The following is a 22490-nucleotide window of genomic DNA, read 5'->3' on the forward strand; positions in this document are numbered from 1 at the left end:
TCCCTTCGTCAACCGTCGTACCGGGACACTTCGCCGCCGGCCCCCAACCGGGTTTAATCCTCGCGTCGGAGTGTTTCAGGCAGTCGGGCTCTGCGTTGCGGGAAAGTTACAGGATTCGGGCTTTCGTGTCAGGGCGTTAACGGGCATGTTTCGGGGATGTTAACGATGGCTCACGCGAGCCGAATCGACGGTTCCCTGCCGGCTCGACGTTTGGAAGCGTCGAAACTGCAGGGAACCGTCGAAACGGGCGCGACAAGAGGCAACCGGAGCGGGCGGCGCAAAATCAGAAGTGGGCGATTTCCGTCAGGTAGCCGTAGTACTTGGCGTCAACGGGCCGGAGCGGGTCGCCGGTGAAGCCGAAGTCCCGGTGCCGGTGGTTGTACGCCTCGATGTGGTCCAGGAATTGCTCGCCCACCTCGGCCCCGGAACCATGGCAGGCCCCGTCGCTGATGCAGAGGGCGACGGCGCCGGCCACGGCGGGGCTGGCGAAGCTGGTGCCGTGGTTGATGCCGTAGCCCCCGGGCGCGGTGGAGAGGACGCAGACCCCCGGCGCCGCCACCGTATGGCGGCGCTCCTTGGCGGCTACCGCGTAGTTGGAGAAGAAGGCCGGGGCGTCGTCCTTCTGGCCGAAGATGCCGAAGTCCACCGTCCCGCAGACGGTGCCGGCGAGTCCGCCCGGCTGTCCGTCAAAGTCGGCGACCGCGGTGGCCGTGAGGACCTCGTGGTAGCTGGCCGGAACGGTGCCGGCCAGGTTGGAGGACTCGTTCCCCGCGGCCACGGCGTAGGTGACGCCGGCGCGGATCGAGCGGCAGATGGCGTAGTGCATCGGGTCGGTGCCCTTGCCGCAGTTGGCCGTGTCCGAGCCGGGGCCGCCGATGCTGATGTTGGCCACGGAGATGTCGTTTGTCGGGTCGTCGTCGCGGCGGGTGGAAGTGGCCCAGTCGATCGCGCAGATGAGGCTCGCCTCGGTGATGACGTCGTCGTCCGTCACTACCCGGACCGACCAGAGCGGGGTGCCGGGCGCCGTGCCGATGATGCCGAGGTTGTTGTTGCGGGCGCCGATGACGCCGGCCACGGCCGTGCCGTGGCCCAGCTTGTCGATGGGGGTGACTTTGACGGGCTGGCCCGAGGTGCAGTCGACGCCGCCGCGGACGTTCAGGTCCGGGTGGTTGCCGTCGATGCCGCTGTCGATCACGGCCACGTTCACGCCGGTGCCTTTGTCGCGGGCCGGGTTGGCCCGGGCCGATTCCTGGGCCTCCTCGGGGTCGCCGCCGATGCGCTGCCACCACGCCGGCGCCACCTGGGACCCGGCCGGTTTCGGCTCGTCAGGCTGGCCGAAGCGCCGGTCCGCGGTGACGAAGTCCACGCGCGGATCCTTGGCCACCTGGGCCGCCTGGGCTTGGGTCATGGTGCCGGCGTAGCCGCTGACGGCGTTGCGGTAGACGGTGGCGGCGGTGACCCCAAAGCTGCTCCGGTGCGCGGCCGCGATTGCCCCGGCGTCGCCGGTGCCGTCCTTGAAGACCACGATGAAGCTTTGAGTGGGTGCGGCCGCGGAGGCCGGGGAGCCGCCCAGAGTCGCCGCTCCGAGCGCGACGACGACGGCGGCGGCCGCTGCCCAGGGCCGGGAGCGGCGGGGGCGGCCCGGCGGGGCGGCCACGGACTCCTTCTGCGCCGACGGGAAAAGTGTGCGGACAAAAGTGAACATCGTGGCCTCCATTAAGCGACAGCGCTTCCGGGTGCCCCCCGTCCATATGGTAGGCCGGTGCCACCGAAAAATCAGGGGCCCTTTGGTCCTTGGCCGCCCCGTAAAGTGCCGGCCGCCGTCGGGCGCCGCCTCCGTGCGCCGCGCCAACCAAGGGCGCTTCGGCCGCCCTGCCACGTCAGCCCTTGTAGCCCTCCACCTGGCTGACCGGGCGGGCCTCGGCTTCATCCGGGTTCTCCCCGTACTGCCGCTTCGCGCGCCGCTGCCGGAGCAGGTCCCAGCACTGGTCCAGGTCCTCCTCGAGCTGCTGGAGGCGGAGACGGTCCGGAGCGTGGTCGTGGTCCGGGCTGGACGCCTCGGCCTGCTCCCGGAGTCCGCGCTCCTCGTCCACCAAGGCGGTGATGCGCTGCAGAATGTCGCGTTCGTCCATGATTGCCTGCTTCCTGCGGTGAGCCCGCGGTTCCGGTGCCGGATTGACCCCGACAGCGTAGCCACCGCCCGCCCCTGCTGAATAGAGGGCTGGTCCAGAGGGCCGGTGTGCCGGGCGGCGACTCCGGGCGGCTTACACCCATCATATGATCAGCTTGCTTATTATTTTCGAAGTTCCTAGAGTGGGAACCGCAAGCCACCAATCTTTCTGCGCGGGGCACCGCGGCCGGCAGGCCGCCAGCGACGCGCACCGCTTAGAGGAGGACGTATGTCGGAACACAACATCTCGGGCAAGAAGGTCGCTTTCCTGCTGACGGACGGCGTCGAGCAGGTCGAGCTGACCGGCCCCTGGAACGCGGTCAAGGAAGCCGGCGGCGAGCCCACCCTGGTGTCGCCGAAGAGCGGCACCCTGCAGGGCTACGACGGTACCGACAAGGGTGAGACGTTCACCGTGGACCTGACCGTCGACCAGGCCAACGCCGACGATTTCCACGCGCTGGTCATCCCCGGCGGCGTCGTCAACGCCGACCACCTCCGTGCCGACAAGGGAGCCCAGGCCTTCGCCCGCAGCTTCTTCGAACAGCACAAGCCGGTCGCCTCGATCTGCCACGGCCCGTGGCTGCTGATCGACGCCGGTGTGGCCAACGGCCGCAGCCTGACCTCGTACTACACGCTTGAAACCGACCTCAAGAACGCCGGCGCCAACTGGTCCGACGAGCAGGTCGTGGTCGATCAGGGCCTGGTCACCAGCCGGACCCCGGACGATCTCGAGGCTTTCAACGCGAAGCTGATCGAAGAGATCGCCGAGGGCGAGCACGCCGGCCAGACCGCCTAGCAGGCAGCCCCAGCCGCGCCGCAGGCCGCGTCCCCATCACGGTGGGAACGCGGCCTGCGGCGTTTGGACCCTGTGCAGCGCGACCTCGATCCGGCAGGATGTCACCCAGCGGGAACCGGTCCCTCCGCGGGGTCCGGCACCCGCGGGCAACTGACCAGCAGCACCTGACCAGCACCCGGGAGGCCGGAACTATGACCACGCTGAACCCCTACCTAGGCTTTCGCGACACCGCCAGAGAGGCCATGACGTTCTATCAGTCGGTCTTCGGCGGCAAGCTGACCATGAGTACCTTCGCCGATTTCCACGCCAGCGAGGACCCCGCCGAGCAGGACAAAATCATGCACGCCATGCTGACGGCGGACTCAGGCATGGTGCTGATGGGCGCGGACACGCCCAACAGCATGGATTACACGCCCGGCAACAACTTCTCCGTGTCCCTCAGCGGCGCCGACGAGGCCGAGCTGCGCGGCTACTGGGACAAGCTGTCCGACGGCGGATCGGTCACGGTCCCGCTGGACCGGGCGCCATGGGGCGACATGTTCGGGATGTGCAAGGACAGGTTCGGGGTGGACTGGCTGGTCAACATCGCCCCGCCCGCGACCTAATCCGGGGTGGTGTCGGTGGTGAGACCGCGGTCATCCGTCGTCTCGGCGTCGTCCTCTTCCGCGGGGCCGGGGACCTTACGCGAGTCGGGGGTCCCGCCGCCGTCCTGCTGACCGTCCGTCCCAGGCTCGCCGGCGGACCGGCCGGCGGCGTTGCCTTCCTCTTCGCGGGGGACCGGATTGCTGCCCTCCTGCACTCCGTCGCTGACGATCTCTTCGGGTTCAACCGGCTTGTCGCTCACGTGTTCCTCCGATGACTCGCATATTTCGATGACTCGCGCGGACCGGCGGACCCGGGCCGTCCTGCCACGCTACAGGGACCCGCCGCGGCGGTACAGGCCCGCGGCTGCGGACCGGCGTGGCTGTTCCGGCGCGGCACCGCGGGGGCGGCCGGGCAGTTAGGCCGTGGTGCCCGGGGCCGTCCGGGGCTACAGTCCGGACATGAACCAGGATCCCGTGGAGACCAACCCCGCCCTCTACCGGGTGGTCTTCGAAAATGAGAGGGTCCGCGTGCTGGAATACGTCGATGCCCCGGGCGACAAGACCGTGGAGCACCGGCACCCGGACTCGGTGATGGTCACCCTCAGCAGCTTCCGGCGCCGCCTCACCGCCAACGGACGGGAGACCGCCGTCGAGCTCCCCGCCGGGCAGGCACGGTGGCTGCCCGCCCAGTCCCACTCCGGTGAGAATATCGGCGCGAGCGCCACGCACGCCCTCTTCGTCGAACTCAAGGAACCGGCTCCGGCCCCGTCCACCGGTCCGGCGCCGCTCGGTCCGGCCTAGCCGCACTGACCGGGGCGGGCGCCCCAACCGACCCGCCCGCGGCACGCCTCCGATTCGACGGTTCCGCGCCGGAGCGACGCTTCCGCGCGTCATATGGGCAGGCAACCGTCGAAGCGGCGCCCAGCACCCGCTCAGGTGTAGTCAGTATGCTTACGGGACGCCGAAAGAAACGAGATACCCCATGAGCAGGCCCGTGCGCATCGAGGTTAAGGTGGCCGGGCACCTGGGCCACGTGTTCGCCTCCCGCAGGACCGCGGACACCGACGACGCCGGAACCGCCGGCAGCGGCATCGGAACCAAGGGCACCGCGGAGTCTGCGCCGGGAGCGCCCGCCGTCGTCCTGATCCACGGAATCGGCGCCTCCCACCGCTACCTAGAGCGGCTGCACCGGAACCTCGCCGCGACGGTGGACACCTACTCGATCGACCTGCCGGGCTTCGGGGCCACACCGGAACCGGACCACACCCTCAACGCCGCCGAACAGGCCACCTACATCATCGGCGCGCTGGAGCGGCTGGGAGTGCTGGACTTCGTCATCGTCGGGCACTCGATGGGCACCCAGTTCGCCACGGAGGTGGCCGTGCAGCAGCCGGCCCGGGTCCGGCACGTGGTCCTGATGGGGCCCGTGGTCAACGACCGCAGGCGCACCGTGGCCCGGCAAGCGCTGGCCCTGGGCCGGGACTGCCTGTTCTTCGAGAGCCCGTCCTCAAACGCCGTCGTCTTCACCGACTACCTGCGCTGCGGACCCGCGTGGTACCTGAAAAACCTCAGGGTGATGATGGACTACCGCCTGGAGGACCGGATTATGGACGTGTCCGCCCCGGTCCTGGTGCTCCGCGGCGAGCACGATCCGGTGGCGCCGCGGGACTGGTGCCACCGCCTGGTGGCCGGGGCCGCCGCGGGTGCGTTCCTCGAGATCGAGGGCACCGGACACGTGGTCCAGCACAATAAATCCGTCGAAGTGGCCGAGGCGATCCTCCGCTTCGCCGGCCGGACCGAAACCGTCAACGCCGCGGAGCCCGCCGCATGAGCAGTCCTCTCCGGGTCGCCGGCTGGTGGGCGCTGGACTACGTGTACGCCGTCGGCCGCCAACTGCGAAGCGCCGTCTCCCGGGTGAGCCCGGATGAATTCCTCAGCGGGACGGGCCGCCCCGTCCTCGTCATTCCCGGCATTTTCGAGGACTGGCGCTTCATGCTGCCGCTGATCCGGACCCTGCACGACGCCGGGCACCCGGTGCACGTGGTGACCGTGCTGCAGCGGAACCGGCTGGCCGTGCCGAAGGCCGCCGAACTGATCGCCGGATACCTGCGGGACCGGGACCTGACGGACACCCTGATCGTGGCGCACAGCAAGGGCGGCCTGATCGGCAAGTACGCCATGATGGCCCTGGACCCCGAGCGCCGGCTGGTCCGCATGGTGGCCGTGGCCTCGCCGTTCTCGGGCTCGCGCTACGCCGGGTTCATGCTGCTGCCGAGCCTCCGGGCGCTCTCCCCGCGCAGCGCCGTGACCCTCCAGCTCTCCCGCGAGCAGCGGGTCAACGAGCGGATCACCTCCATCTACGGGCTCTTCGACCCGCATATCCCGGAAGGCAGCGTCCTGCCAGGGGCGCGGAACATCCAGCTCGACACCGGCGGACACTTCCGCATCCTGGCCCACGAACAGACACTGAAGACCGTCCTCGAGGAGGCGGCCGCCCCGCCGGACTAGCTGTCGAAGTGCGTCCGCGCCGGTCCCTGCCCCAGGGAATCGACGATGCTTGCCGCCACGGTGTGCAGCTTGACGTTGCGGGTGCTGGAGGCGGTCTTGAGCAGCTCGAACGCCTCCGCCTGGCTGCAGCGGTTCTGCGCCATGATGATGCCGACGGCGACGTCGATGCCCGTGCGGGTCTCCAGGGTCGCCTTGAGGTTGCTGGCCTTCTCGCTGTAGTGGGCGAACCGGACCGCGAGGCGCAGCGCCATAGAGGTCTGGTTCACGAAGCCGTGAGCCAGATCGCGGGCCCGCTCGTCGAAGCGGTGCGGGCGGCGCGAATACAGATTGAGCGCGGCCCGGGTGTCGCCGTCGAGGAGGAACGGGACCGCCAGAATCGAGCGCATGCCGTGTTCCCGGATCCGCGCCGTGCACTGCGGCCACCGGTCGTCCGCTTCCAGGTCCTCGATGTGAACCGGGACCTGTTCGCGGGATGCCGTGACGCACGGGCCGTCGCTGAAGCCGTACTGGATCTCGTCCATGGCCTGCGCCGCGGCGCTGCTGCTGGCCACGGTGGCAGCCTTGCGTTCCCTGAGGAGGGTAATGCCGCAAAGTACCTCGTCGCCGTCCTCGGAGAGGGTGCGTGCGGAGACCTTCGCCAATTCGCCGAGGAACTCTTCCATGTCAGCGCTGGTGAGCACGAATTGGTTCAGGTGTTGGCTGATCGAAGCCACAGATGAATCACTTGCCACTGTTTGATAATGCCGTTTCGCTCGAGGTGTCGATCCGGCAGCTGCGGCACCACGGCGAGCAAGTTCACGGTGGGAACGGTGGCAGGGCCGGACCAAATTCGTCCAACGGCCTTCTGCTAAACCGTACCGAGAAAAAGTATATACAGGACGCCGGACTCTTTTGGCGACGACAAATCCGGCCGGCCGCCGTCAGCGGACGGCGCCCCGACCGCTGACGGCAAATCCGCCAAACCGCATGACGGGTGCCGGTGCCGGTCGTAGTCTTAGGCCTAACTGGCAGGCACTCGGACGGACACCGCATGTCACAGCTTGAACTACGGGAGGCCGCCTCCCCGCCGTTGACCATCACCGACGCCGCGCGGCTGGCGCCCGACGCCGTCCTGGCCGCCCTCGGCTCCGGGCCGGACGGGCTGTCCCGGGCTGCGGCCGCGGATCGGCTGGACGCGGTGGGTCCCAACGCGGTCCGGACCCACGAGGCCAGCGCCTGGTCTGTGCTGGCGCGGCAGTTCCGCAGCCCCATCCTGATCCTGCTGCTGATCACCGCCGGGCTCTCGCTCTTCCTGGGCGACGCCACCAACTCCCTAGTGATCGGCGTGATCCTCCTGGTCAGCGTCGGCCTGGGGTTCAGCAACGAATTCCGCGCCGAGCGTGCCGCCGAGGCCCTGCACTCCCGCGTCACCCACACCGCCGTCGTGGTCCGGGAGGGGGCGGCCGCGGAGCTGGACGTCACCGCCCTGGTCCCGGGCGACGTCGTCCGGCTGGGCCTGGGCGCCATAATCCCGGCGGACCTCCGCCTCCTCGCCGCCAAGGACCTGCTCTGCGACGAGAGCATCCTCACCGGCGAGTCCCTGCCGGTGGCCAAGACGCCCGCGCCGGTGACGGAGAAGGCCTCCCTGGGCGACCTGACCTCCTGCCTCTTCATGGGCACCGTGATCCAGTCCGGCAGCTGCACCGGGGTGGTGGTCGCCACCGGCGGACGGGCCGAATTCGGCCGGATCGCCCTGGGACTGGGGGAGCGGCAGCCGCAGACGGAATTCCAGCTGGGACTCAAACGGTTCTCCTTCCTGTTGCTGCAGGTCGCGATCGGGCTGACCACCCTGATCTTCGCCGCCAACCTGCTGCTGCAGCGGCCCGTGATCGAGTCGCTGCTGTTCTCCCTGGCGATCGCCGTCGGCATCACCCCGCAGCTGCTGCCCGCCGTCGTCAGCACCAGCCTGGCCACCGGTACCCGGCAGCTGGCCCGCCGCCGCGTGCTGGTCAAGCGGCTGGTCTGCATCGAGGACCTCGGCGACATGGACATCCTGGTCACGGACAAGACCGGGACCCTGACCGAGGGCCAGATCACCTTCACCGCCGCACTGCCCGTCGCCGCCGGGCCGGACCCCGGGGAGCTGTTCACCCTCGGCCTGCTGGCCACGGAGGCGGACTACAGCGCGGCGAAGGCCTCGGTGATCGGCCAGAACCCGCTGGACGCCGCGCTCTGGGAGTCCCCGCAGGCCGCCGGCTTCACCCCGGCCGGCCACGAACGGCTGGACATCATCGGTTTCGACCACGTCCGGCGCCGCACCTCGGTGCTGGTCCGCGACGGCGCCGGCACGCCGCGGATCATCACAAAGGGATCCCCGGAGGACGTCCTGGCCCTCTGCGGACCCGTCACGGCCGAGGTGCAGGCGCTCCTGGACGCACAGTTCGACGCCGGCTCCCGCGTCGTGGCGGTGGCCACCCGGGAAGCGCCCGGGCTGGCAGACCTCACCCCCGCCGACGAAACCGGGCTGCGGCTGGCCGGTTTCCTGGTCTTCCTCGACCCGCCCAAGGCCAACGCCCGCGAATCGCTGGACCGGCTGGAGGCACTCGGCATCACGGTCAAGATCGCCACCGGGGACAACGCGAAGGTGGCCGAGCGGGTCTGCGACGAACTCGGCGTGCTCTCCGGCGGCACCATCACCGGCGCCGAGGCCGAGGCCATGTCCGACCCGGAGCTGAGCGCCGCCGCCCGCGAGGCCAGCATCTTCGCCCGCGTCTCGCCCGAGCAGAAGGCCCGGATCATCCGGCTGCTGCGCCAGAGCGGCGGGGCCGTGGGATTCATGGGTGACGGCGTCAACGACGCGCTCGCGCTGCACCAGGCGGACATCGGCATCTCCGTGGACAGTGCCACCGACGTGGCCAAGGACGCCGCCGACGTCGTGCTCCTGGACAAGGACCTGGGCGTCCTGGCCGACGGCGTGATGGAGGGCCGCCGGATCTTCGCCAACACCATCAAGTACGTGCTGATGGGGACCTCCAGCAACTTCGGCAACATGTTCAGTGCGGCGACGGCCTCGGTGGTGTTGAGCTTCCTGCCGATGCTTCCGGGACAGATCCTGCTCAACAACCTGCTCTACGACACCGGCCAACTGGCCATCCCGGGGGACCGGGTGGACCGCGAGCAGCTGCTGGCCCCGGCGCACTGGAACATCGGCTTCATCAGGCGCTTCATGTTCCTCTTTGGCCCGATCAGCTCCCTCTTCGACTTCGCGACCTTCGCCCTGATGCTGTTCGTCTTCAACGCCGCCCCGGGGGAGTTCAGGGCCGGCTGGTTCATCGAGTCGATCGCCACGCAGACGCTGATCATCTTCGCCATCCGCACGCGACGGGTTCCCTTCCTCCGCAGCCGGCCGTCCATGGGACTGCTCGGCGCGTCCCTCGGCGTCGTGGCCCTGGGCATCTTCCTGCCGCTGTCCCCGCTGGCCGGGCTACTGGGATTCGACCCGCTGCCGGTGCCTTTCTTCCTGGCGCTGCTGGGCATGAGCGTGGTGTACCTGGTGCTGGTGGAACTGGCGAAGCAGTGGTTCTTCGCCCGGACCGCCCAGCAGCCCCCGGCGCCGGTCCTGCCCCGCGTCCGGCGCCGCGGCCGGGACCACCGCATGGCCCGCCGCGCAGCCCGCTTCAGCACCCCCGGCGCGGCCCGCCGGGGCCCGCTGGAACCGCGCCGCGGCAGGGCAAACCGGCGCAAACGAAACCGGGTCCAAGGGCCCTCACGCCCCCGAAAGCCGTGAACGATAGTGAGATGAAGCGGCCCGGCCGGGCATCCACAGCCCCCGTGGCCCGCTCCGCCGGCAGCGCCCGGCGGCCGCATGCCTGATCGGAAAGCCGGGACCATGAGCATTTTTGAAGACCGGGTCGACGCCGGGCGGCAGCTGGGGAGGCGCCTCTGGGACCTGCGGGGCAAGGACATTGTGGTGCTGGGACTTCCCCGCGGCGGCGTGCCCGTGGCGGCGGAGGTAGCCGCGGCCCTGGACGCCCCGCTGGATGTGATCGTGGTCCGGAAACTGGGCCTGCCCTACCAGCCGGAACTGGCCATGGGAGCGATCGGGGAGGGCGGGGCCCGGGTCCTCGAAGAACACGTCCTGGCCCAGTCCCGGGTGGGCGAGGACGAGCTCCTTGCCGTCGAGGACCGCGAGCGTGCGGTCCTGGAGAACCGGGTGGCCCGGTTCCGCAAGGGCCGGCGCCGCCAGGACCTGACCGGCCGGATCGCCGTGATCGTCGACGACGGGATCGCCACCGGCTCCACGGCACGGGTCGCCTGCAAAATCGCCCGCCAGCTCGGCGCCGCCCGGGTGGTCCTGGCCGTGCCGGTGGCGCCCGCGGACACCCTCGCCCGGCTGGTGGAGCCCGACGAGGTGATCTGTCTTGCCACCCCGCGCCAATTCACCGCCGTCGGCTACCACTACCGGGACTTCTCACCCACCGAGGATGACGAGGTGGTCCAGCTCCTCGACGCCGCAGCCCGCCGGCTCCACGACGCCCCGGCGTATCCGGGCACGGGCGCGGCCGTGCCACCGGAACCGGCGGAGGTCGAGGAAGAAGTGGAGATCCCGGCCCACGGCGTGCGGCTGGCGGGGCAGCTGCACCTTCCGGTGCCGGCGCGCGCCGTCGTCGTCTTTGCGCACGGCAGCGGCAGCAGCCGGCACAGCCCCCGGAACCGCTTCGTGGCCGGGGTGCTGCAGCACGCCGGGCTGGGGACCCTGCTGCTGGACCTGCTGACCCCGGCCGAGGAACGCGACCGGGCGAACGTCTTCGACATCCAGCTGCTCGCCCGCAGGCTTACGGCCGCCACGGAATGGCTGGGTACCCGCAACGACACCGCAGTGTGCGACGTGGGCTACTTCGGGGCCAGCACCGGCGCGGCCGCCGCGCTGTGGTCCGCCTCCGAACCCTTCGCCCGCGTCACGGCCGTGGTCTCCCGCGGCGGCCGGCCGGACCTGGCCGGCCCGCGGCTCGCCGCCGTGCGCGCCCCGACGCTGCTGATCGTGGGCGGCCTGGACACCGAGGTCCTGGAACTGAACCGCCAGGCCAAGGCCCAGCTGCGTTGCCCGAACCAGCTGGCCGTGGTCCAGGGAGCCACGCATCTCTTCGAGGAACCGGGGACCCTTGCCGCCGCGGCCATCCTGGCTAGAGACTGGTTTGGCAAGCACCTCGCCCCCGCCAGGGCCGCCACCGTCAAGGAGTGATGCATGCAGTACACCTACACCGCCGTCGTGCCGGCCAGCTGGGAAGAGGTTGTGGCGAGGACCAAGGCGGCGCTCGCCGCGCAGGGCTTCGGGGTGCTCTCCGAAATCAACATCCGGGACACCTTCGCGGCAAAGCTGGGGGAGGAGGCCGCGGCGGCCGTGGGCGACTACGTGATCCTCGGCGCCTGCAATCCGCACCTGGCCAGCCGTGCGCTCGCCGCTGAACCGGAGCTTGGTGCCCTGTTGCCGTGCAACGTGGTGGTCCGGCGCGGCGCAGGGGAGCCGGCCACCACGGTCCAGGCCATCGACCCGCAGACCATGGTGCAGCTCAGTGACAGCGATGCGGTGCGTGAGGTGGCGGACGACGCCGGTGCCCGGCTCCGTGCCGCCCTCGACGACCTGGTGCAGGGCTCCGACGCCGGCTCGTAAAACCAGGGCCGGGCCGGAGTCCCTGCCCTGGAAACCGCTACTCGGCGTGCCCTTGGTCCCGGCTCATCTGGCCCTCCGCCGGGGGAGTCTCGCCGGGCGGAACGCCGCCGCCGGGCTCCAGCCCGGTGATGTTTCCCTCCAGCGGGTCCGGGTTCGGGGACGCCGCGGCATCGGGCTGGCCGTCGCCGCGGGCCGCGGCATGCCGGGCCTTCAGCGCCTCCGCGGCCTCCGGGTCCGCCGAGCCGCCGCCGGGCTTGGGCGGGTCCGGGTTGGCCGGGTCATTTTCGGGGTGGTAGCTGCTCATGGTGATGCCTTCCGTCGGGCCTGCTCGGGACGCTTTGATAAGCATGCTGACTATCCTAGCCGCCCGCGGCACCCGCCGGACAGCCTTCGCCCGGAACTCCGCCTACGTGCCGTGCCGGCGGTTGCCCCCGTGCCGGTGCGCCCGGACCGCGTACGCGAGCAGCGCGACGCCGGCGAGGATCACCACCGCCGGGACGACGACGGCGGACGGTACCAGGACGGCCGCCGCCTGCACCAGGAACAGGATTCCCAGCACGCCCAGCACGGCGGCGGGAGCCAGCGGCCACCGCATCCGGACCGGGGTTCCGCCCGCGGCGGTAGGCGACGCCCCGGACTCCGGTTCCCCGTGGACCGGGACCAGGGCGAGCACGGCGAAGGTCACCGCCAGGCCCAGGAAGAAGACGGCGGCGGTGGTGGCATCCGGGAGGCCTGCCGGCAGGGCCACCACCACCGCCAGGGTCAGCATCACCCCGCACGGAATCAGCGCCCACCAGAAACCGGGGACCCGCAGGAAGACGGCCGCGAACCCCGCCGCCATGAGGACGAACAGGAAGGCGCCGGCCCGGCCGCCCGCGCCTGCCTGGCTTGCCAGGATCGTGGCGGCCAGGCCCAGGAAGACAGAACCGGGGATCGCCGCCCACCAGAAGACCTGGTCCCGGACGAAGAGCACCGCGAAGGCCACGCCCACGGCCGCGAAGATCAGCGGCGGGATCACGGCGGCGCCCGCCAGCACCCCGAGGACGTCGAGCAGCCACAGCAGCCCGACGCCCATCAGGGCCAGGCCCGCTACGATGCTGGTTCGTGCCGACTGCATGGGTTGCCTCCCGGGCGTCACGCCGTCCCGGCTGCCCCGGCCTCTGCGGCGTCGTCCTGGCCCACGATCAGGACCGGGCACTTGGCGTGGGCGGCGCAGGCGCCGCTTACCGATCCCATCACCTGGGCGAGGAAGCCGCCGCGGCCCCGGCGGCCCACCACCAACAGCTGGGCGTCGGCGCTTTCATCGACCAGCACCTTCGCCGGCGGGCCGAACTTCACCTCACGGCTCAGCCGCTCCGGGCGCTCGCTGCCAAAGGCCCGCTCCAGCGTCTCCTCCAGCAGCCGTTTGGCGGTCTCCTCCAGCTCTTCGGTGGACGCGGCGCGCTCCTCCGGCAGGTGGGAGGCGAAGAAGTGATCGGAACTGCCCAGGCAGGTGACCACGGCCAGGGGGGCACCCAGACCGTCGGCCATGCGCCCCGCGAGGCGCAACGCCGTCGTCGAGAATTCCGAGCCATCGACACCCACGACAATCCGCTGATCTGCGCCCATGCCCCCACCATCGCCGCCGCCCCGTCCGCCGCCTAGGGCCGAAAGTCACCGCGGGAGGAGCCGGTGTAGCACTGTCCTCTGGGCGGACCCTGTGTGCGGCGGGGCCGCGGCCGATCTAGGGTGGAGCCACGGCAGCGTCGCGATCACCGAGGAGAACCGATGAGAATTGCACTAACCGGAGCAAACGGAAAACTGGGACGGCACGTGGTCCGCAGGCTTAGGGCCGACGGCCACCAGGTGACCGCCCTGGACCAGACCGGGGAACGGGACCCCGGCTTCACCCGGGTGGACCTGCGCAACTACGGCCACGTGGTGGACGTCATCCTCGGCCTGGACGACCGGCACGAGGGCTTCGACGCGATCGTGCACCTGGCCGCCATCCCGGCGCCCGGACTGGCCCCGGACGCGGCCACCTTCGAGAACAACATGCTGGCCACCTACAACGTCTTCCAGGCCGCCCGCCGGGCCGGCATCAAGAAGATCGTCTACGCCTCCAGCGAGACGGTGCTGGGCCTGCCCTTCGACGTCGACCCGCCCTACATCCCGGTGGACGAGGAATACCCCGCCCGCCCGGAGAGCACCTACTCCCTGGTCAAGCACCTGGAGGAGCAAATGGCGATCCAGCTGACCCGCTGGGACCCCACCCTGAGCATCAGCGCCCTGCGGTTCTCCAACGTCATGGACGCCGAGGACTACGAGGAATTCCCGTCCTTCGATGCCGACGCCCGGCTGCGCAAGTGGAACCTCTGGGGCTACATCGACGGCCGCGACGGCGCACAGGCCGTGGCCCGGGCGCTGGCGTACACCGAGCCCGGCTTTGAGGCCTTCGTGATCGCCAACGCCGACACCGTCATGAGCCGGCCCAGCGCCGAACTCACCGCGGAGGTTTTCCCCGGTGTGAAGGTGGTCAAGGACCTTGGCGAGCACGAGACCATGCTCTCGATCGACAAGGCGCGCCGCGTCCTCGGGTACGAACCGGAACACAGCTGGCGCGACTACCACTCGCTCGAGACCACCCCCACCGAAGACTGAGGACCCGCATGGACTACCGCACCCTGGGCGCCAGCGGCGCCGTCGTCTCCAACTACGCCCTCGGGACCATGACGTTCGGCGCCGAGGCCACCGAGGAACAGTCGCACGCGATCCTCGACCGGTACGTCGCCGCGGGCGGTAACTTCATCGACACCGCCGACGTGTACTCCGCCGGCGTCTCGGAGGAAATCATCGGCCGCTGGCTCGCAGCCCGGCCGGACGCGCGGGACTCGGTGGTGATCGCCTCCAAGGGGCGCTTCCCGATGGGTGCGGCGCCCAACGACGTCGGCACCTCCCGGCGGCACCTGACCCGGGCGCTGGACGATTCGCTGCGCCGGCTGGGCGTGGACCACATCGACCTGTACCAGCTGCACGCGTGGGACCCGATCACCCCGCTGGAGGAGTCCCTGCGGTTCCTCGACGACGCCGTGCGCAGCGGCAAGATCGGCTACTACGGCTTCTCGAACTTCCTCGGCTGGCAGCTGACCAAGGCCGTGCACCTGGCCCGCGCCCACGGCTGGAACCCGCCGGTGACCCTGCAGCCGCAGTACAGCCTTTTGGTGCGCGAGATCGAGTCGGAGATCGTGCCGGCCTCCCTCGACGCCGGGATCGGCCTGCTGCCCTGGTCGCCGCTGGGCGGCGGTTGGCTCTCCGGCAAGTATCGGCGCGACCAGGCCCCGCAGGGCGCCACCCGCCTGGGTGAGAATCCGAAGCGCGGCATGGAGGCGTGGGAGGCGCGCAACGCGGATCCGCGCACCTGGGAGATCGTCGACGCCGTGCACGCGATCGCGGAAGGGCACAACGTCAGCGACGCCCAGGTGGCGCTGGCGTGGCTGGCGGAGCAGCCGGCGGTCACCTCGGTGATCCTGGGCGCGCGGAGCGTGGAGCAGTTGGAGGACAACCTCGCCGCGGCCGGGCTGGAGCTCTCCGCCGACGAGCTGGCGCGCCTCGATGAGGTCAGCGCGCCCCGCGTGGGCGTCTACCCGTATGGGCCGATGGCCCGGGAACAGCGCAGCCGCAAGATCACCGGCGGCCGCTAGGTCGGCTCACGGGGCGGCGGCCGTCCCCGGTTGCGGGGCGGCTCCCGGCCCGGGAGCCGCCCCGGCGTCGTCCTTGCCGGCGCTTTGCTGGTGGCTGCTGGACCAGATGTCGCCGATTTCCTCGGTGGACTGCTCCACGATGCGCCGCATGGCGGCATGGGCGGCGTCCATTTCGCCGCGCTGGATGGCGCTGGCGACGTCGACGTGCAGCTGCAGCGCCTCGTGCTGGGGCAGGTGCGGCATCAGGCCGTGCTCGGTGCGGCCGGTGAGGACCTCGGCCACCAGGTTGTGGAGCTGGGAGAACATCGGGTTGCCCGAGGCCCGGAGCACGGCGGCGTGGAACTCGATGTCCAGGCGGAGGAACTCGTCCTGATTGCCGCGCTGGCCGGCCGCCCAGAGGCGGGCGGCCTGCGCCACCAGGTCGCTGCCGGCCTCCCAGGTGGCCCGCTCCGCGGCGAGCCGCGCCGCCTGCGGTTCGATGGCGCCGCGCAGTTCGTTCAGGGCCCGGAGCTGGTCCACCCGGCGCGAAGAGGCCAGGCGCCACCGGATCACCTGCGGATCGTAGAGGTTCCAGCATTCCTCCGGCCGGACCACGGTGCCGAGCCGGCGGCGGGATTCCAGCATGCCCATGGCCGAGAGCACCCGGGTGGCCTCGCGCACCACGGACCGGGACACCCCGTGCCGGGCCTCGAGTTCATCCAGCCGCAGGATTGAGTGCGGCGCCAGGGTCCCCTCGGCAATGGCGAGGCCCAGCGTCTGGACCAGCACGGAGTGCAGGTCAGCTGAAGACTCCGCCCTTGGGGTTTGCATGAATAAAGCATACGGGTGGGCGCAAGGGGTTGTTTAAGTCTGCTTTATTTCACTAGGATCGCTCCAGAGCAGATGTAAAGATGCATCCGCGCACGGCTGGACCGGGTCCGGCCCTGAAGACAAGGGAGTCGTAATGAAGCGGCGTTCTATGGTGAAATACGCGGCGGTGGCCGCGGCCCTCTCGCTCGGACTGACAGCCTGCGGCGGTGGCAGCGGCAGCAGCGATGCCAAGGCAGCCGGCACCGTCCGGGTCACCCTGGCCAACCACGTGTGGACCGACGGCATCAAGGCCGCGATCCCCGAGTTCGAGAAGGCCACCGGCCTCAAGGTCGAACTCACCCAGCTCGGCGAGGACCAGCTCTCCGACCAGTACAACGTCAAGCTCAACGCCGGCAGCGACGAGATCGACGTCATGATGTACCGCCCGCTCCAGGAGGGCAAGGCGTTCGCCAAGAACGGCTACCTCGCGGACCTGACCTCCAAGGTCACCGGCGACGCCGGCTGGGACTGGAAGGACTACCAGGAGGGCCCGGTCAAGGCTTCCACCGTCGACGGCAAGGTGGTCGGCGTCCCGATCATCACCGAGCGCGAGGTCCTCTACTACCGCAAGGACCTGCTGCAGGCCGCCGGTATCGAGGTTCCCAAGACCATGGACGAACTGCAGGCCGCCGCGCAGAAGATCTCGGCCGCCAACCCTGACACCGCCGGCTTCGTGGCCCGCACCGGCAAGTCCGCCGCCGTCACCCAGTTCTCCAGCTTCCTCTACAGCTTCGGCGGCGACTTCATCGATGCCAACGGCAAGTCCGCCATCGGCAGCGACGCGGCCAAGAAGGCCTACTCCTTTTACGGCGGCCTGATCAAGAACTCCGGCCCCAAGAACGTCAGCACCGACATGAGCTGGCCCGAGGCGATGGCCATCTTCACCCAGGGCAAGGCTGCCTTCTACACCGAGGCCGACTCGCTCTACAAGAACGCCACCGACCCGGCCAAGTCCAAGGTCGCCGACAAGGTGGGCTTCGCCGCCCTCCCCGCCGGCCCGGCCGGTTCCAAGCCGTACAACATCCCCTCGTGGGGCCTGGCCATCAACAAGGCCTCCAGCAACCAGGACAACGCCTGGAAGTTCATCCAGTGGGCCACCAGCAAGGACCGCACCCTGGCCGCACAGAAGGCCGGCGTCCCCGGCCCGCGCGCCTCGGTCTGGGCCGACCCGGCCGGCACCTCCACCTACCCGAAGGACCTCGCGGACGCGATCGCCGTCAGCGCCAAGAACGGCGTCGGCCACGACCGTCCCGAGGTTGTCACCGTCGGCAAGGCCCGCGAAATCGTCGGTGCCCCGATCGTCGCCACGATCACCGGCGCTGATGCCTCCACCGAGGCCTCCTCGGCGTCGGACGCGTTCCAGAAGTTCCTGGACAGCGAAAAGAAGTAGCGCTCCCTCCCCCGCGGGACGGCCGGTTTCCGGCCGTCCCGCGGGGGACCGCTCCACTCCGGGCCGGAACGCCGGCCCCACCTTCACCCCCTGACTCCTTAGGTGAACCATGTCTGTTCTGAACACCACCCGCAGCGACACGCCGCCGGGGACCGCCGGCCGTGGCCCGGCCCGCTCAGCCGGCCCGCAGCGCAGTTTCTCCGCCTGGGCCAACCGGCACCGCAAGTGGCTCTTCGCCGCCCCGGCGATGATCTTCGTCGGCGTCCTGATCATCTTCCCGCTGGCCTGGACCCTGTACCTGAGCCTGACCGACTCGCAGGGCTCGGTCCGCGCGGCGTCGGAGTTCATCGGCCTGGACAACTACGTCACGGTGCTCTCCGACGTCGAACGGTTCTGGCCCGCCGTCGGCCGCACGCTCTCCTTCACCGGCGTGGCCCTGATCTGCGAAGTAGTTCTGGGCATGGGCATCGCCCTGCTGCTCTGGCGGCCGTTCCGCGGCGAGAAGTGGGTCCGCGTAGCGATCCTGCTCCCGCTGGTGGCCACCCCCGTGGCGGTCGGCATGATGTGGCGCCTGATCTTCGATCCCAACATCGGCTTCGTCAACCAGCTCCTGGGCATGATCGGCATCCCGCCGCAGCCGTGGCTCTCCGGCCAGGACACCGCCCTGGGCACCACCGTCTTCATGGACATCTGGCAGTGGACGCCCATGGTGGTGCTGATCCTTCTCGCCGGCCTGACTTCGCTCTCGGACGAACCCGACGAGGCCGCCCGGATGGACGGCGCCAACTCCTTCCAACGGTTCTTCTTCATTACCCTGCCGCTGATGATGCCGACCGTGATCGTCGCCATCCTGCTGCGCGGCATCGACGCGCTGAAGACCTTCGACATCCTCTACGCCACCAAGGGCAAGGGCGGCGGCTCCTTCCACGAGGTGGAGACCCTCAACGTCTACGCCTACGGCCTGAGCTTCGACTACAACCAGTACGGGCTCTCCTCCGCGGTGCTGATCCTGTTCTTCATGATCATCATCGGCACCATGTGGCTGCTGACCATGCGCAAGAAAGCGGTAAGCAAATGACCGTCCCCACCCAGACCCCGGCCGGCACCGTCCCCGCCCCGTCCGCGGCGCCCCGTCCCGCCCGCCGCCGCAAGCCGCTGGCCACCCGCGCCTATAAGGTCTTCCGCGTCGTCGCGCTGATCGCCGTCGTGCTCTTCCTCATCGCCCCGCTGATCTGGATGCTGCTGGCCTCCTTCAAGACCAACGTGGACATCTACGACACGGCCAAGTCCTTCGTCTTCACGCCCACCGGCGAGAACTACGCCAACGTGCTGCAGCGGAACAACTACTTCATCTTCATCTTCAACAGCTTCTGGGTGGCCTTCGTCTCCACGGCGCTGTCCCTGGTGCTCGGCGTCCCCGCCGCCTACGCCATGAGCCGGTTCACCATGCACCGCTCTGCCCTGGTGGTCCTGATGGCCCGCGTCATCCCCGGCGTCTCGCTGCTGGTGCCCTGGTACTACGTCTTCTCCAACCTGAAGATGGTGGGCGGCTTCGAGGTGCTGATCCTCAGCCACATGTTCGTCGCGCTGCCGCTGATCGTCTACATCATGATGAGCTACTTCGACTCGCTGCCGCTGGAACTCGAGGAATCCGCGCAGGTGGACGGGCTCACCCCGATCGGGGCGTTCCGCCGGATCACCCTGCCGCTCTCCGTCTCCGGTATCGCCACGGCCGGCATCCTGTCCTTCATCTTCTCGTGGAACAACTTCATGTTCGCCCTGGTGCTCTCCGGCTCGAAGACCAAGACCCTGCCGGTGGCGATCTTCGACTTCGTCTCCTACGCCAGCATCGACTGGGGCGGACTGATGGCCGCCGCCACGGTGGTCACCATCCCGATCATGATCATTGCGCTCTTCACGCAGAAATACATCGTCTCCGGCCTCACAGCCGGGGCCACCAAGGGCTAGGCACGAATGACACGCATCAGCAGAATCGAAACCTTCCTCGTCGCGCCGCGCTGGCTCTTCGTCCGGATCGAGACCGAGAGTGGAATCGTCGGCTGGGGCGAGGCCACCTGCGAGGGCCGCAGCGAAACCGTCCGCACGGCCGTGGACCAGCTCTCCGAGGTCCTGATCGGCCAGGACGCGCTGCGGATCGAGGACCACTGGCAGGTGATGACCAAGGGCTCCTTCTACCGCGGCGGCCCCATCCTGGCCAGCGCCGTCTCCGGCCTGGACCAGGCCCTCTGGGACATCGCAGGCAAGCACTTCAACACCCCCGTGCACCAGCTCCTGGGCGGCCACGTCCGGGACCGGATCCGGATGTACGGCTGGGTGGGCGGCGACGAACCCAACGAGGTGGCGGACCAGATCAGCGCGCAGCTGGAGGTGGGCCTCACCGCGGTGAAGATGAACGCCAGCGGACGGATGAGCCCGCTCGCCTCCGTGGCCGAGCTCGACGGCGTCGTCCGCCGGGTCGCCGCCGCGCGCGAGGTCCTGGGCGAGCACCGCGACGTCGCCGTCGACTTCCACGGCCGCTTCAGCCTGGCCAACGCCCGCCGGGTGGCGCCGCTGCTGGAGCCCTACCGGCCGTTCTTCCTTGAGGAGCCCGTGGTGCCGGAGAACACGCACCTGCTGCGGGAGTTCACCGCCTCCACCACCACCCCGGTCTCCACCGGCGAGCGGCTCTACAGCCGGCAGGAATTCCTGCCCGCCCTGCAGGCCGGCATCGCCGTGGCCCAGCCGGACCTCTCCCACGCCGGCGGCATCACCGAGGTGCGCAAGATCGCCTCGCTGGCCGAAATCTACGAGGTCCAGCTGGCCCCGCACTGCCCCCTGGGGCCGCTGGCCCTGGCCGCCTGCCTGCAGGTGGGGTTCGCGACGCCGAACTTCCTGATTCAGGAGCAGAGCATCGGCATCCACTACAACCAGGGCGCCGAGGTCCTGGACTACGTGGTGGACAAGACGCCGCTGAAATTCGTCGACGGCCACATCGAGCGGCTCACCGGCCCGGGCCTCGGCATCGAGATCGACGAGGCCGTGGTCCGTGCCGCGGACAAGCGCGGCCACGCCTGGCGCGGCCCGGTCTGGCGCCACAACGACGGCGCCTTCGCAGAATGGTAGGAAGCGTGAACACCACCCTCACTTCAGCGGCCCTGCTGGGCGGCATCAGCGCCACCCGCCTGGTCGCCATCGTGCGCGGCAACGACGGCGGAGCCGCCGCCCGCGCGGCCCTCGCCGCCCTCGGGGAGGGCTTCCGCTTCGTCGAGATCGCCCTCACCACCCCCGACGCCCTGAGCGCCATCGCGGCGGTCCGGGCCGCGGCGCCCGAGGGCTGCTACGTCGGCGCCGGCACCGTCCTGACCGCCCACGACGTCGCCGACGTGGCGGAGGCCGGCGGCCAGTTCATCGTGACCCCCTCGCTGGCTTCCTCCATCGAGGAAGCGGTCCGGCTGGAGCTGCCCGTCCTGGCCGGGGCGTTCACCCCCAGCGAGTCCTACGAGGCGATGAACCGCGGCGCCACGGCCGTGAAACTCTTCCCCGCCTCCGTCGGCGGCCCCGGCTACCTGAAGGCCGTCCGCGACCCGTTCCCCGGCATCCCCTTCATCGCGGTGGGCGGCGTGGGACTGAACGAGGCCGAAAGCTACTGGGATGCGGGCGCCGTGGGCGTGGGCCTGGGCGGTCCGCTGTTCGGCGACGCCGCCTCCGGCGGGGACCTCGAACCGGTCCGGGAACGCGCCCGCGCCTTCGTGGAACTGGCCTCCGGCTACGCCGCCCCGGCGGCCCGTCCGTGAGCGTCGACCTGCTCACCCTCGGCGAGGCCATGGTCTCGCTCCGCTCCGCCGGCCCGCTCTCGGCCGGCGGGAGCCTGGGCATGCACGTGGCCGGGGCCGAATCCAACGTGGCGGTCGGCGTCGCCCGGCTGGGCCACCGCGTGGCCTGGGCCGGCGTCGTCGGGGCCGACCCGCACGGCGAATTCATCCTGCGCGGGCTGCGCGGCGAGGGCATCGACGTCCGCCACCGGGTGGAGGAGTCCCGCGGCACCGGGGTGATGTTCCTCGAACGGCGCACCGCGGACATCAGTCGGGCGTTCTACTACCGGGCCGGGTCCGCCGGCTCCACGCTCAACCGGTACGACGTGGACCGGGCCTTCGCCGCCTCGCCCCGGGCGCTGCACCTGACCGGCATCACCCCGGCTCTCAGCCCGGACGCGCGCCGGGCCGTGGAGTACGCCGCCGCCCGCGGCGCCGCCGAGGGGCTCACCGTCTCCCTGGACGTGAACTACCGCGCCAAGCTCTGGTCCCGCGACGAGGCACGCGCCGTGCTGACGCCGCTGGCCCGGCATGCCACGGTGCTGATCGCCTCCGACGACGAACTGGACCTGGTGGCCGACGGCGGCGCACGCGGCCGCCAGGGGACCGGGGTCACCGCCGATCCGGTTGCCGGTGCCGCTGCCCAAAGCGCCGGCGCGGAGCGGGAGGCGGCCATGGCCGCGGAACTGCTGGGCCGAGGCGTCCTCGACGTCGTGGTCAAACGCGGCGCCGCCGGCGCCGGCGTCTACACCGCCGCAGGGCGCCTGGAGGCCCCCGCCGTCCCCGTCACCAGCATCGACACCGTCGGCGCCGGCGACGCCTTCACCGCCGGCTACCTCTCGGCCCTGCTCGAGGGCCTCGGCACCGCTGAACGCCTGCGCCGCGGCACCCTGGCCGGCGCTTTCGCCGTCAGCTCCGCCGGCGACTGCGAGGGACTGCCCACCGCCGCCGAACTGGCCCTGCTGGGCGCCGTCCCGGACGGCGGCACGCAGCGCTGAGGCGCCCTCATCCTTTGTCACCGTCCGCCGTCACTGTCCGCCGCGAAAGGACC

At 70.3% G+C, this 22490-nt stretch carries 24 protein-coding genes; 16 read left to right on the top strand and 8 right to left on the bottom strand.

Annotation, left to right across the window (positions count from 1 at the left end; translation table 11 throughout):
* Positions 1-283: 283 nt before the first annotated feature.
* Together ACFVY3_RS00330 and ACFVY3_RS00335 are read right to left on the bottom strand one after the other, a co-directional pair.
* Complete coding sequence (locus tag ACFVY3_RS00330; RefSeq protein ID WP_400158383.1) at positions 284-1705, bottom strand: S8 family peptidase; 1422 nt, start codon at positions 1703-1705, stop codon at positions 284-286.
* A gap of 175 nt (positions 1706-1880) precedes the next feature.
* A complete protein-coding gene (locus tag ACFVY3_RS00335) occupies positions 1881-2132 on the bottom strand; it encodes a DUF2630 family protein (RefSeq protein ID WP_290256214.1) in 252 nt (83 codons plus the stop codon).
* Positions 2133-2399: 267 nt separating this feature from the next.
* Between ACFVY3_RS00335 and ACFVY3_RS00340 the strand changes: the two genes are divergently transcribed.
* Positions 2400-2966, top strand: a complete 567-nt coding sequence (locus ACFVY3_RS00340) for a type 1 glutamine amidotransferase domain-containing protein (protein ID WP_364133985.1) — start codon at positions 2400-2402, stop codon at positions 2964-2966.
* A gap of 191 nt (positions 2967-3157) precedes the next feature.
* Positions 3158-3571: a VOC family protein gene (locus tag ACFVY3_RS00345; RefSeq protein ID WP_400158384.1), complete on the top strand. Its 414-nt coding sequence runs from the start codon at positions 3158-3160 to the stop codon at positions 3569-3571.
* Here the strand turns inward: ACFVY3_RS00345 and ACFVY3_RS00350 are convergent.
* Positions 3568-3810: a hypothetical protein gene (locus ACFVY3_RS00350; RefSeq protein ID WP_400158385.1), complete on the bottom strand. Its 243-nt coding sequence runs from the start codon at positions 3808-3810 to the stop codon at positions 3568-3570. The two genes, ACFVY3_RS00345 and ACFVY3_RS00350, sit on opposite strands and share 4 nt — an antisense overlap.
* 199 nt (positions 3811-4009) lie before the next feature.
* On the opposite strand from ACFVY3_RS00350, the gene ACFVY3_RS00355 reads away from it, so the two are divergent.
* The 3 genes from ACFVY3_RS00355 (at position 4010) to ACFVY3_RS00365 (ending at position 6058) form a co-directional block, all read left to right on the top strand.
* Positions 4010-4351, top strand: a complete 342-nt coding sequence (locus tag ACFVY3_RS00355) for a cytoplasmic protein (RefSeq protein ID WP_364133976.1) — start codon at positions 4010-4012, stop codon at positions 4349-4351.
* Between the two features lie 181 nt (positions 4352-4532).
* The gene (locus ACFVY3_RS00360; RefSeq protein WP_400158386.1) at positions 4533-5381 is read left to right on the top strand and encodes an alpha/beta fold hydrolase; all 849 of its coding nucleotides are present in this window, start codon (positions 4533-4535) and stop codon (positions 5379-5381) included.
* A complete protein-coding gene (locus ACFVY3_RS00365; RefSeq protein ID WP_400158387.1) occupies positions 5378-6058 on the top strand; it encodes an esterase/lipase family protein in 681 nt (226 codons plus the stop codon). Before ACFVY3_RS00360 ends, ACFVY3_RS00365 begins: the two co-directional genes overlap by 4 nt.
* Here the strand turns inward: ACFVY3_RS00365 and ACFVY3_RS00370 are convergent.
* Complete coding sequence (locus tag ACFVY3_RS00370; protein WP_364133967.1) at positions 6055-6789, bottom strand: GAF and ANTAR domain-containing protein; 735 nt, start codon at positions 6787-6789, stop codon at positions 6055-6057. The two genes, ACFVY3_RS00365 and ACFVY3_RS00370, sit on opposite strands and share 4 nt — an antisense overlap.
* 299 nt (positions 6790-7088) lie before the next feature.
* Between ACFVY3_RS00370 and mgtA the strand changes: the two genes are divergently transcribed.
* The 3 genes from mgtA to ACFVY3_RS00385 all read left to right on the top strand — a co-directional run bounded on the left by mgtA (position 7089) and on the right by ACFVY3_RS00385 (position 11708).
* Positions 7089-9824, top strand: a complete 2736-nt coding sequence (gene mgtA, locus ACFVY3_RS00375) for a magnesium-translocating P-type ATPase (RefSeq protein WP_400158388.1) — start codon at positions 7089-7091, stop codon at positions 9822-9824.
* Between the two features lie 102 nt (positions 9825-9926).
* A complete protein-coding gene (locus ACFVY3_RS00380; RefSeq protein WP_400158389.1) occupies positions 9927-11279 on the top strand; it encodes a phosphoribosyltransferase family protein in 1353 nt (450 codons plus the stop codon).
* 3 nt (positions 11280-11282) lie between these two features.
* Positions 11283-11708: a DUF302 domain-containing protein gene (locus ACFVY3_RS00385; protein WP_400158390.1), complete on the top strand. Its 426-nt coding sequence runs from the start codon at positions 11283-11285 to the stop codon at positions 11706-11708.
* A 37-nt stretch (positions 11709-11745) separates the two neighbouring features.
* On the opposite strand, the gene ACFVY3_RS00390 is transcribed toward ACFVY3_RS00385, so the two are convergent.
* The 3 genes from ACFVY3_RS00390 to ACFVY3_RS00400 all read right to left on the bottom strand — a co-directional run bounded on the left by ACFVY3_RS00390 (position 11746) and on the right by ACFVY3_RS00400 (position 13316).
* Positions 11746-12012, bottom strand: a complete 267-nt coding sequence (locus ACFVY3_RS00390) for a DUF6480 family protein (protein ID WP_290256203.1) — start codon at positions 12010-12012, stop codon at positions 11746-11748.
* Positions 12013-12114: 102 nt separating this feature from the next.
* Positions 12115-12825 (bottom strand): hypothetical protein, encoded by a 711-nt coding sequence (locus ACFVY3_RS00395; RefSeq protein WP_400158391.1) that lies wholly within the window; start codon positions 12823-12825, stop codon positions 12115-12117.
* A 17-nt stretch (positions 12826-12842) separates the two neighbouring features.
* Entirely contained in the window at positions 12843-13316 is a 474-nt protein-coding gene (locus tag ACFVY3_RS00400) for a universal stress protein (protein ID WP_400158392.1), read from the bottom strand.
* A 159-nt stretch (positions 13317-13475) separates the two neighbouring features.
* Between ACFVY3_RS00400 and ACFVY3_RS00405 the strand changes: the two genes are divergently transcribed.
* A complete protein-coding gene (locus ACFVY3_RS00405) occupies positions 13476-14348 on the top strand; it encodes an NAD-dependent epimerase/dehydratase family protein (RefSeq protein ID WP_400158393.1) in 873 nt (290 codons plus the stop codon).
* A gap of 8 nt (positions 14349-14356) precedes the next feature.
* A complete protein-coding gene (locus ACFVY3_RS00410; RefSeq protein ID WP_400158394.1) occupies positions 14357-15388 on the top strand; it encodes an aldo/keto reductase in 1032 nt (343 codons plus the stop codon).
* A gap of 6 nt (positions 15389-15394) precedes the next feature.
* Here ACFVY3_RS00410 and ACFVY3_RS00415 read toward each other — a convergent pair whose 3' ends face one another.
* Complete coding sequence (locus ACFVY3_RS00415; RefSeq protein ID WP_400158395.1) at positions 15395-16198, bottom strand: FadR/GntR family transcriptional regulator; 804 nt, start codon at positions 16196-16198, stop codon at positions 15395-15397.
* 133 nt (positions 16199-16331) lie between these two features.
* On the opposite strand from ACFVY3_RS00415, the gene ACFVY3_RS00420 reads away from it, so the two are divergent.
* The 6 genes from ACFVY3_RS00420 to ACFVY3_RS00445 all read left to right on the top strand — a co-directional run bounded on the left by ACFVY3_RS00420 (position 16332) and on the right by ACFVY3_RS00445 (position 22437).
* Positions 16332-17627, top strand: coding sequence for an ABC transporter substrate-binding protein (locus tag ACFVY3_RS00420; RefSeq protein ID WP_400158396.1), 1296 nt, complete (start codon positions 16332-16334; stop codon positions 17625-17627).
* Between the two features lie 109 nt (positions 17628-17736).
* Positions 17737-18705 carry a carbohydrate ABC transporter permease gene (locus ACFVY3_RS00425; RefSeq protein ID WP_400158397.1) on the top strand — a complete coding sequence of 323 codons (969 nt, stop codon included), beginning with the start codon at positions 17737-17739 and terminating at the stop codon, positions 18703-18705.
* On the top strand, positions 18702-19595 hold the full coding sequence (locus tag ACFVY3_RS00430) for a carbohydrate ABC transporter permease (protein ID WP_290256195.1): 894 nt from the start codon (positions 18702-18704) through the stop codon (positions 19593-19595). The genes ACFVY3_RS00425 and ACFVY3_RS00430 overlap by 4 nt, the downstream gene beginning before the upstream one ends.
* A gap of 6 nt (positions 19596-19601) precedes the next feature.
* A complete protein-coding gene (gene dgoD / locus ACFVY3_RS00435; protein WP_290256194.1) occupies positions 19602-20750 on the top strand; it encodes a galactonate dehydratase in 1149 nt (382 codons plus the stop codon).
* Positions 20751-20755: 5 nt separating this feature from the next.
* Complete coding sequence (locus ACFVY3_RS00440; protein ID WP_400158398.1) at positions 20756-21421, top strand: bifunctional 4-hydroxy-2-oxoglutarate aldolase/2-dehydro-3-deoxy-phosphogluconate aldolase; 666 nt, start codon at positions 20756-20758, stop codon at positions 21419-21421.
* Complete coding sequence (locus tag ACFVY3_RS00445; RefSeq protein WP_400158399.1) at positions 21418-22437, top strand: sugar kinase; 1020 nt, start codon at positions 21418-21420, stop codon at positions 22435-22437. Before ACFVY3_RS00440 ends, ACFVY3_RS00445 begins: the two co-directional genes overlap by 4 nt.
* Positions 22438-22490: the final 53 nt, after the last annotated feature.

It is taken from the genome of Arthrobacter sp. BPSS-3 (assembly GCF_044628475.1).
In the GTDB taxonomy this organism is placed as follows: Bacteria; Actinomycetota; Actinomycetes; order Actinomycetales; family Micrococcaceae; genus Arthrobacter.

Excerpts from the sequence above, each read along its gene's own strand:
- ACFVY3_RS00405 (WP_400158393.1), top strand. The coding sequence starts at position 13,476 with ATGAGAATTGCACTAACCGGAGCAAACGGAAAACTGGGACGGCACGTG.
- ACFVY3_RS00390 (WP_290256203.1), bottom strand. The coding sequence starts at position 12,012 with ATGAGCAGCTACCACCCCGAAAATGACCCGGCCAACCCGGACCCGCCC.
- ACFVY3_RS00345 (WP_400158384.1), top strand. The coding sequence starts at position 3,158 with ATGACCACGCTGAACCCCTACCTAGGCTTTCGCGACACCGCCAGAGAG.
- ACFVY3_RS00410 (WP_400158394.1), top strand. The coding sequence starts at position 14,357 with ATGGACTACCGCACCCTGGGCGCCAGCGGCGCCGTCGTCTCCAACTAC.
- ACFVY3_RS00355 (WP_364133976.1), top strand. The coding sequence starts at position 4,010 with ATGAACCAGGATCCCGTGGAGACCAACCCCGCCCTCTACCGGGTGGTC.
- ACFVY3_RS00395 (WP_400158391.1), bottom strand. The coding sequence starts at position 12,825 with ATGCAGTCGGCACGAACCAGCATCGTAGCGGGCCTGGCCCTGATGGGC.
- ACFVY3_RS00425 (WP_400158397.1), top strand. The coding sequence starts at position 17,737 with ATGTCTGTTCTGAACACCACCCGCAGCGACACGCCGCCGGGGACCGCC.
- ACFVY3_RS00330 (WP_400158383.1), bottom strand. The coding sequence starts at position 1,705 with ATGTTCACTTTTGTCCGCACACTTTTCCCGTCGGCGCAGAAGGAGTCC.
- ACFVY3_RS00400 (WP_400158392.1), bottom strand. The coding sequence starts at position 13,316 with ATGGGCGCAGATCAGCGGATTGTCGTGGGTGTCGATGGCTCGGAATTC.
- ACFVY3_RS00340 (WP_364133985.1), top strand. The coding sequence starts at position 2,400 with ATGTCGGAACACAACATCTCGGGCAAGAAGGTCGCTTTCCTGCTGACG.
- ACFVY3_RS00385 (WP_400158390.1), top strand. The coding sequence starts at position 11,283 with ATGCAGTACACCTACACCGCCGTCGTGCCGGCCAGCTGGGAAGAGGTT.
- mgtA (WP_400158388.1), top strand. The coding sequence starts at position 7,089 with ATGTCACAGCTTGAACTACGGGAGGCCGCCTCCCCGCCGTTGACCATC.
- dgoD (WP_290256194.1), top strand. The coding sequence starts at position 19,602 with ATGACACGCATCAGCAGAATCGAAACCTTCCTCGTCGCGCCGCGCTGG.
- ACFVY3_RS00420 (WP_400158396.1), top strand. The coding sequence starts at position 16,332 with ATGAAGCGGCGTTCTATGGTGAAATACGCGGCGGTGGCCGCGGCCCTC.
- ACFVY3_RS00360 (WP_400158386.1), top strand. The coding sequence starts at position 4,533 with ATGAGCAGGCCCGTGCGCATCGAGGTTAAGGTGGCCGGGCACCTGGGC.
- ACFVY3_RS00365 (WP_400158387.1), top strand. The coding sequence starts at position 5,378 with ATGAGCAGTCCTCTCCGGGTCGCCGGCTGGTGGGCGCTGGACTACGTG.
- ACFVY3_RS00335 (WP_290256214.1), bottom strand. The coding sequence starts at position 2,132 with ATGGACGAACGCGACATTCTGCAGCGCATCACCGCCTTGGTGGACGAG.
- ACFVY3_RS00415 (WP_400158395.1), bottom strand. The coding sequence starts at position 16,198 with ATGCAAACCCCAAGGGCGGAGTCTTCAGCTGACCTGCACTCCGTGCTG.
- ACFVY3_RS00430 (WP_290256195.1), top strand. The coding sequence starts at position 18,702 with ATGACCGTCCCCACCCAGACCCCGGCCGGCACCGTCCCCGCCCCGTCC.
- ACFVY3_RS00380 (WP_400158389.1), top strand. The coding sequence starts at position 9,927 with ATGAGCATTTTTGAAGACCGGGTCGACGCCGGGCGGCAGCTGGGGAGG.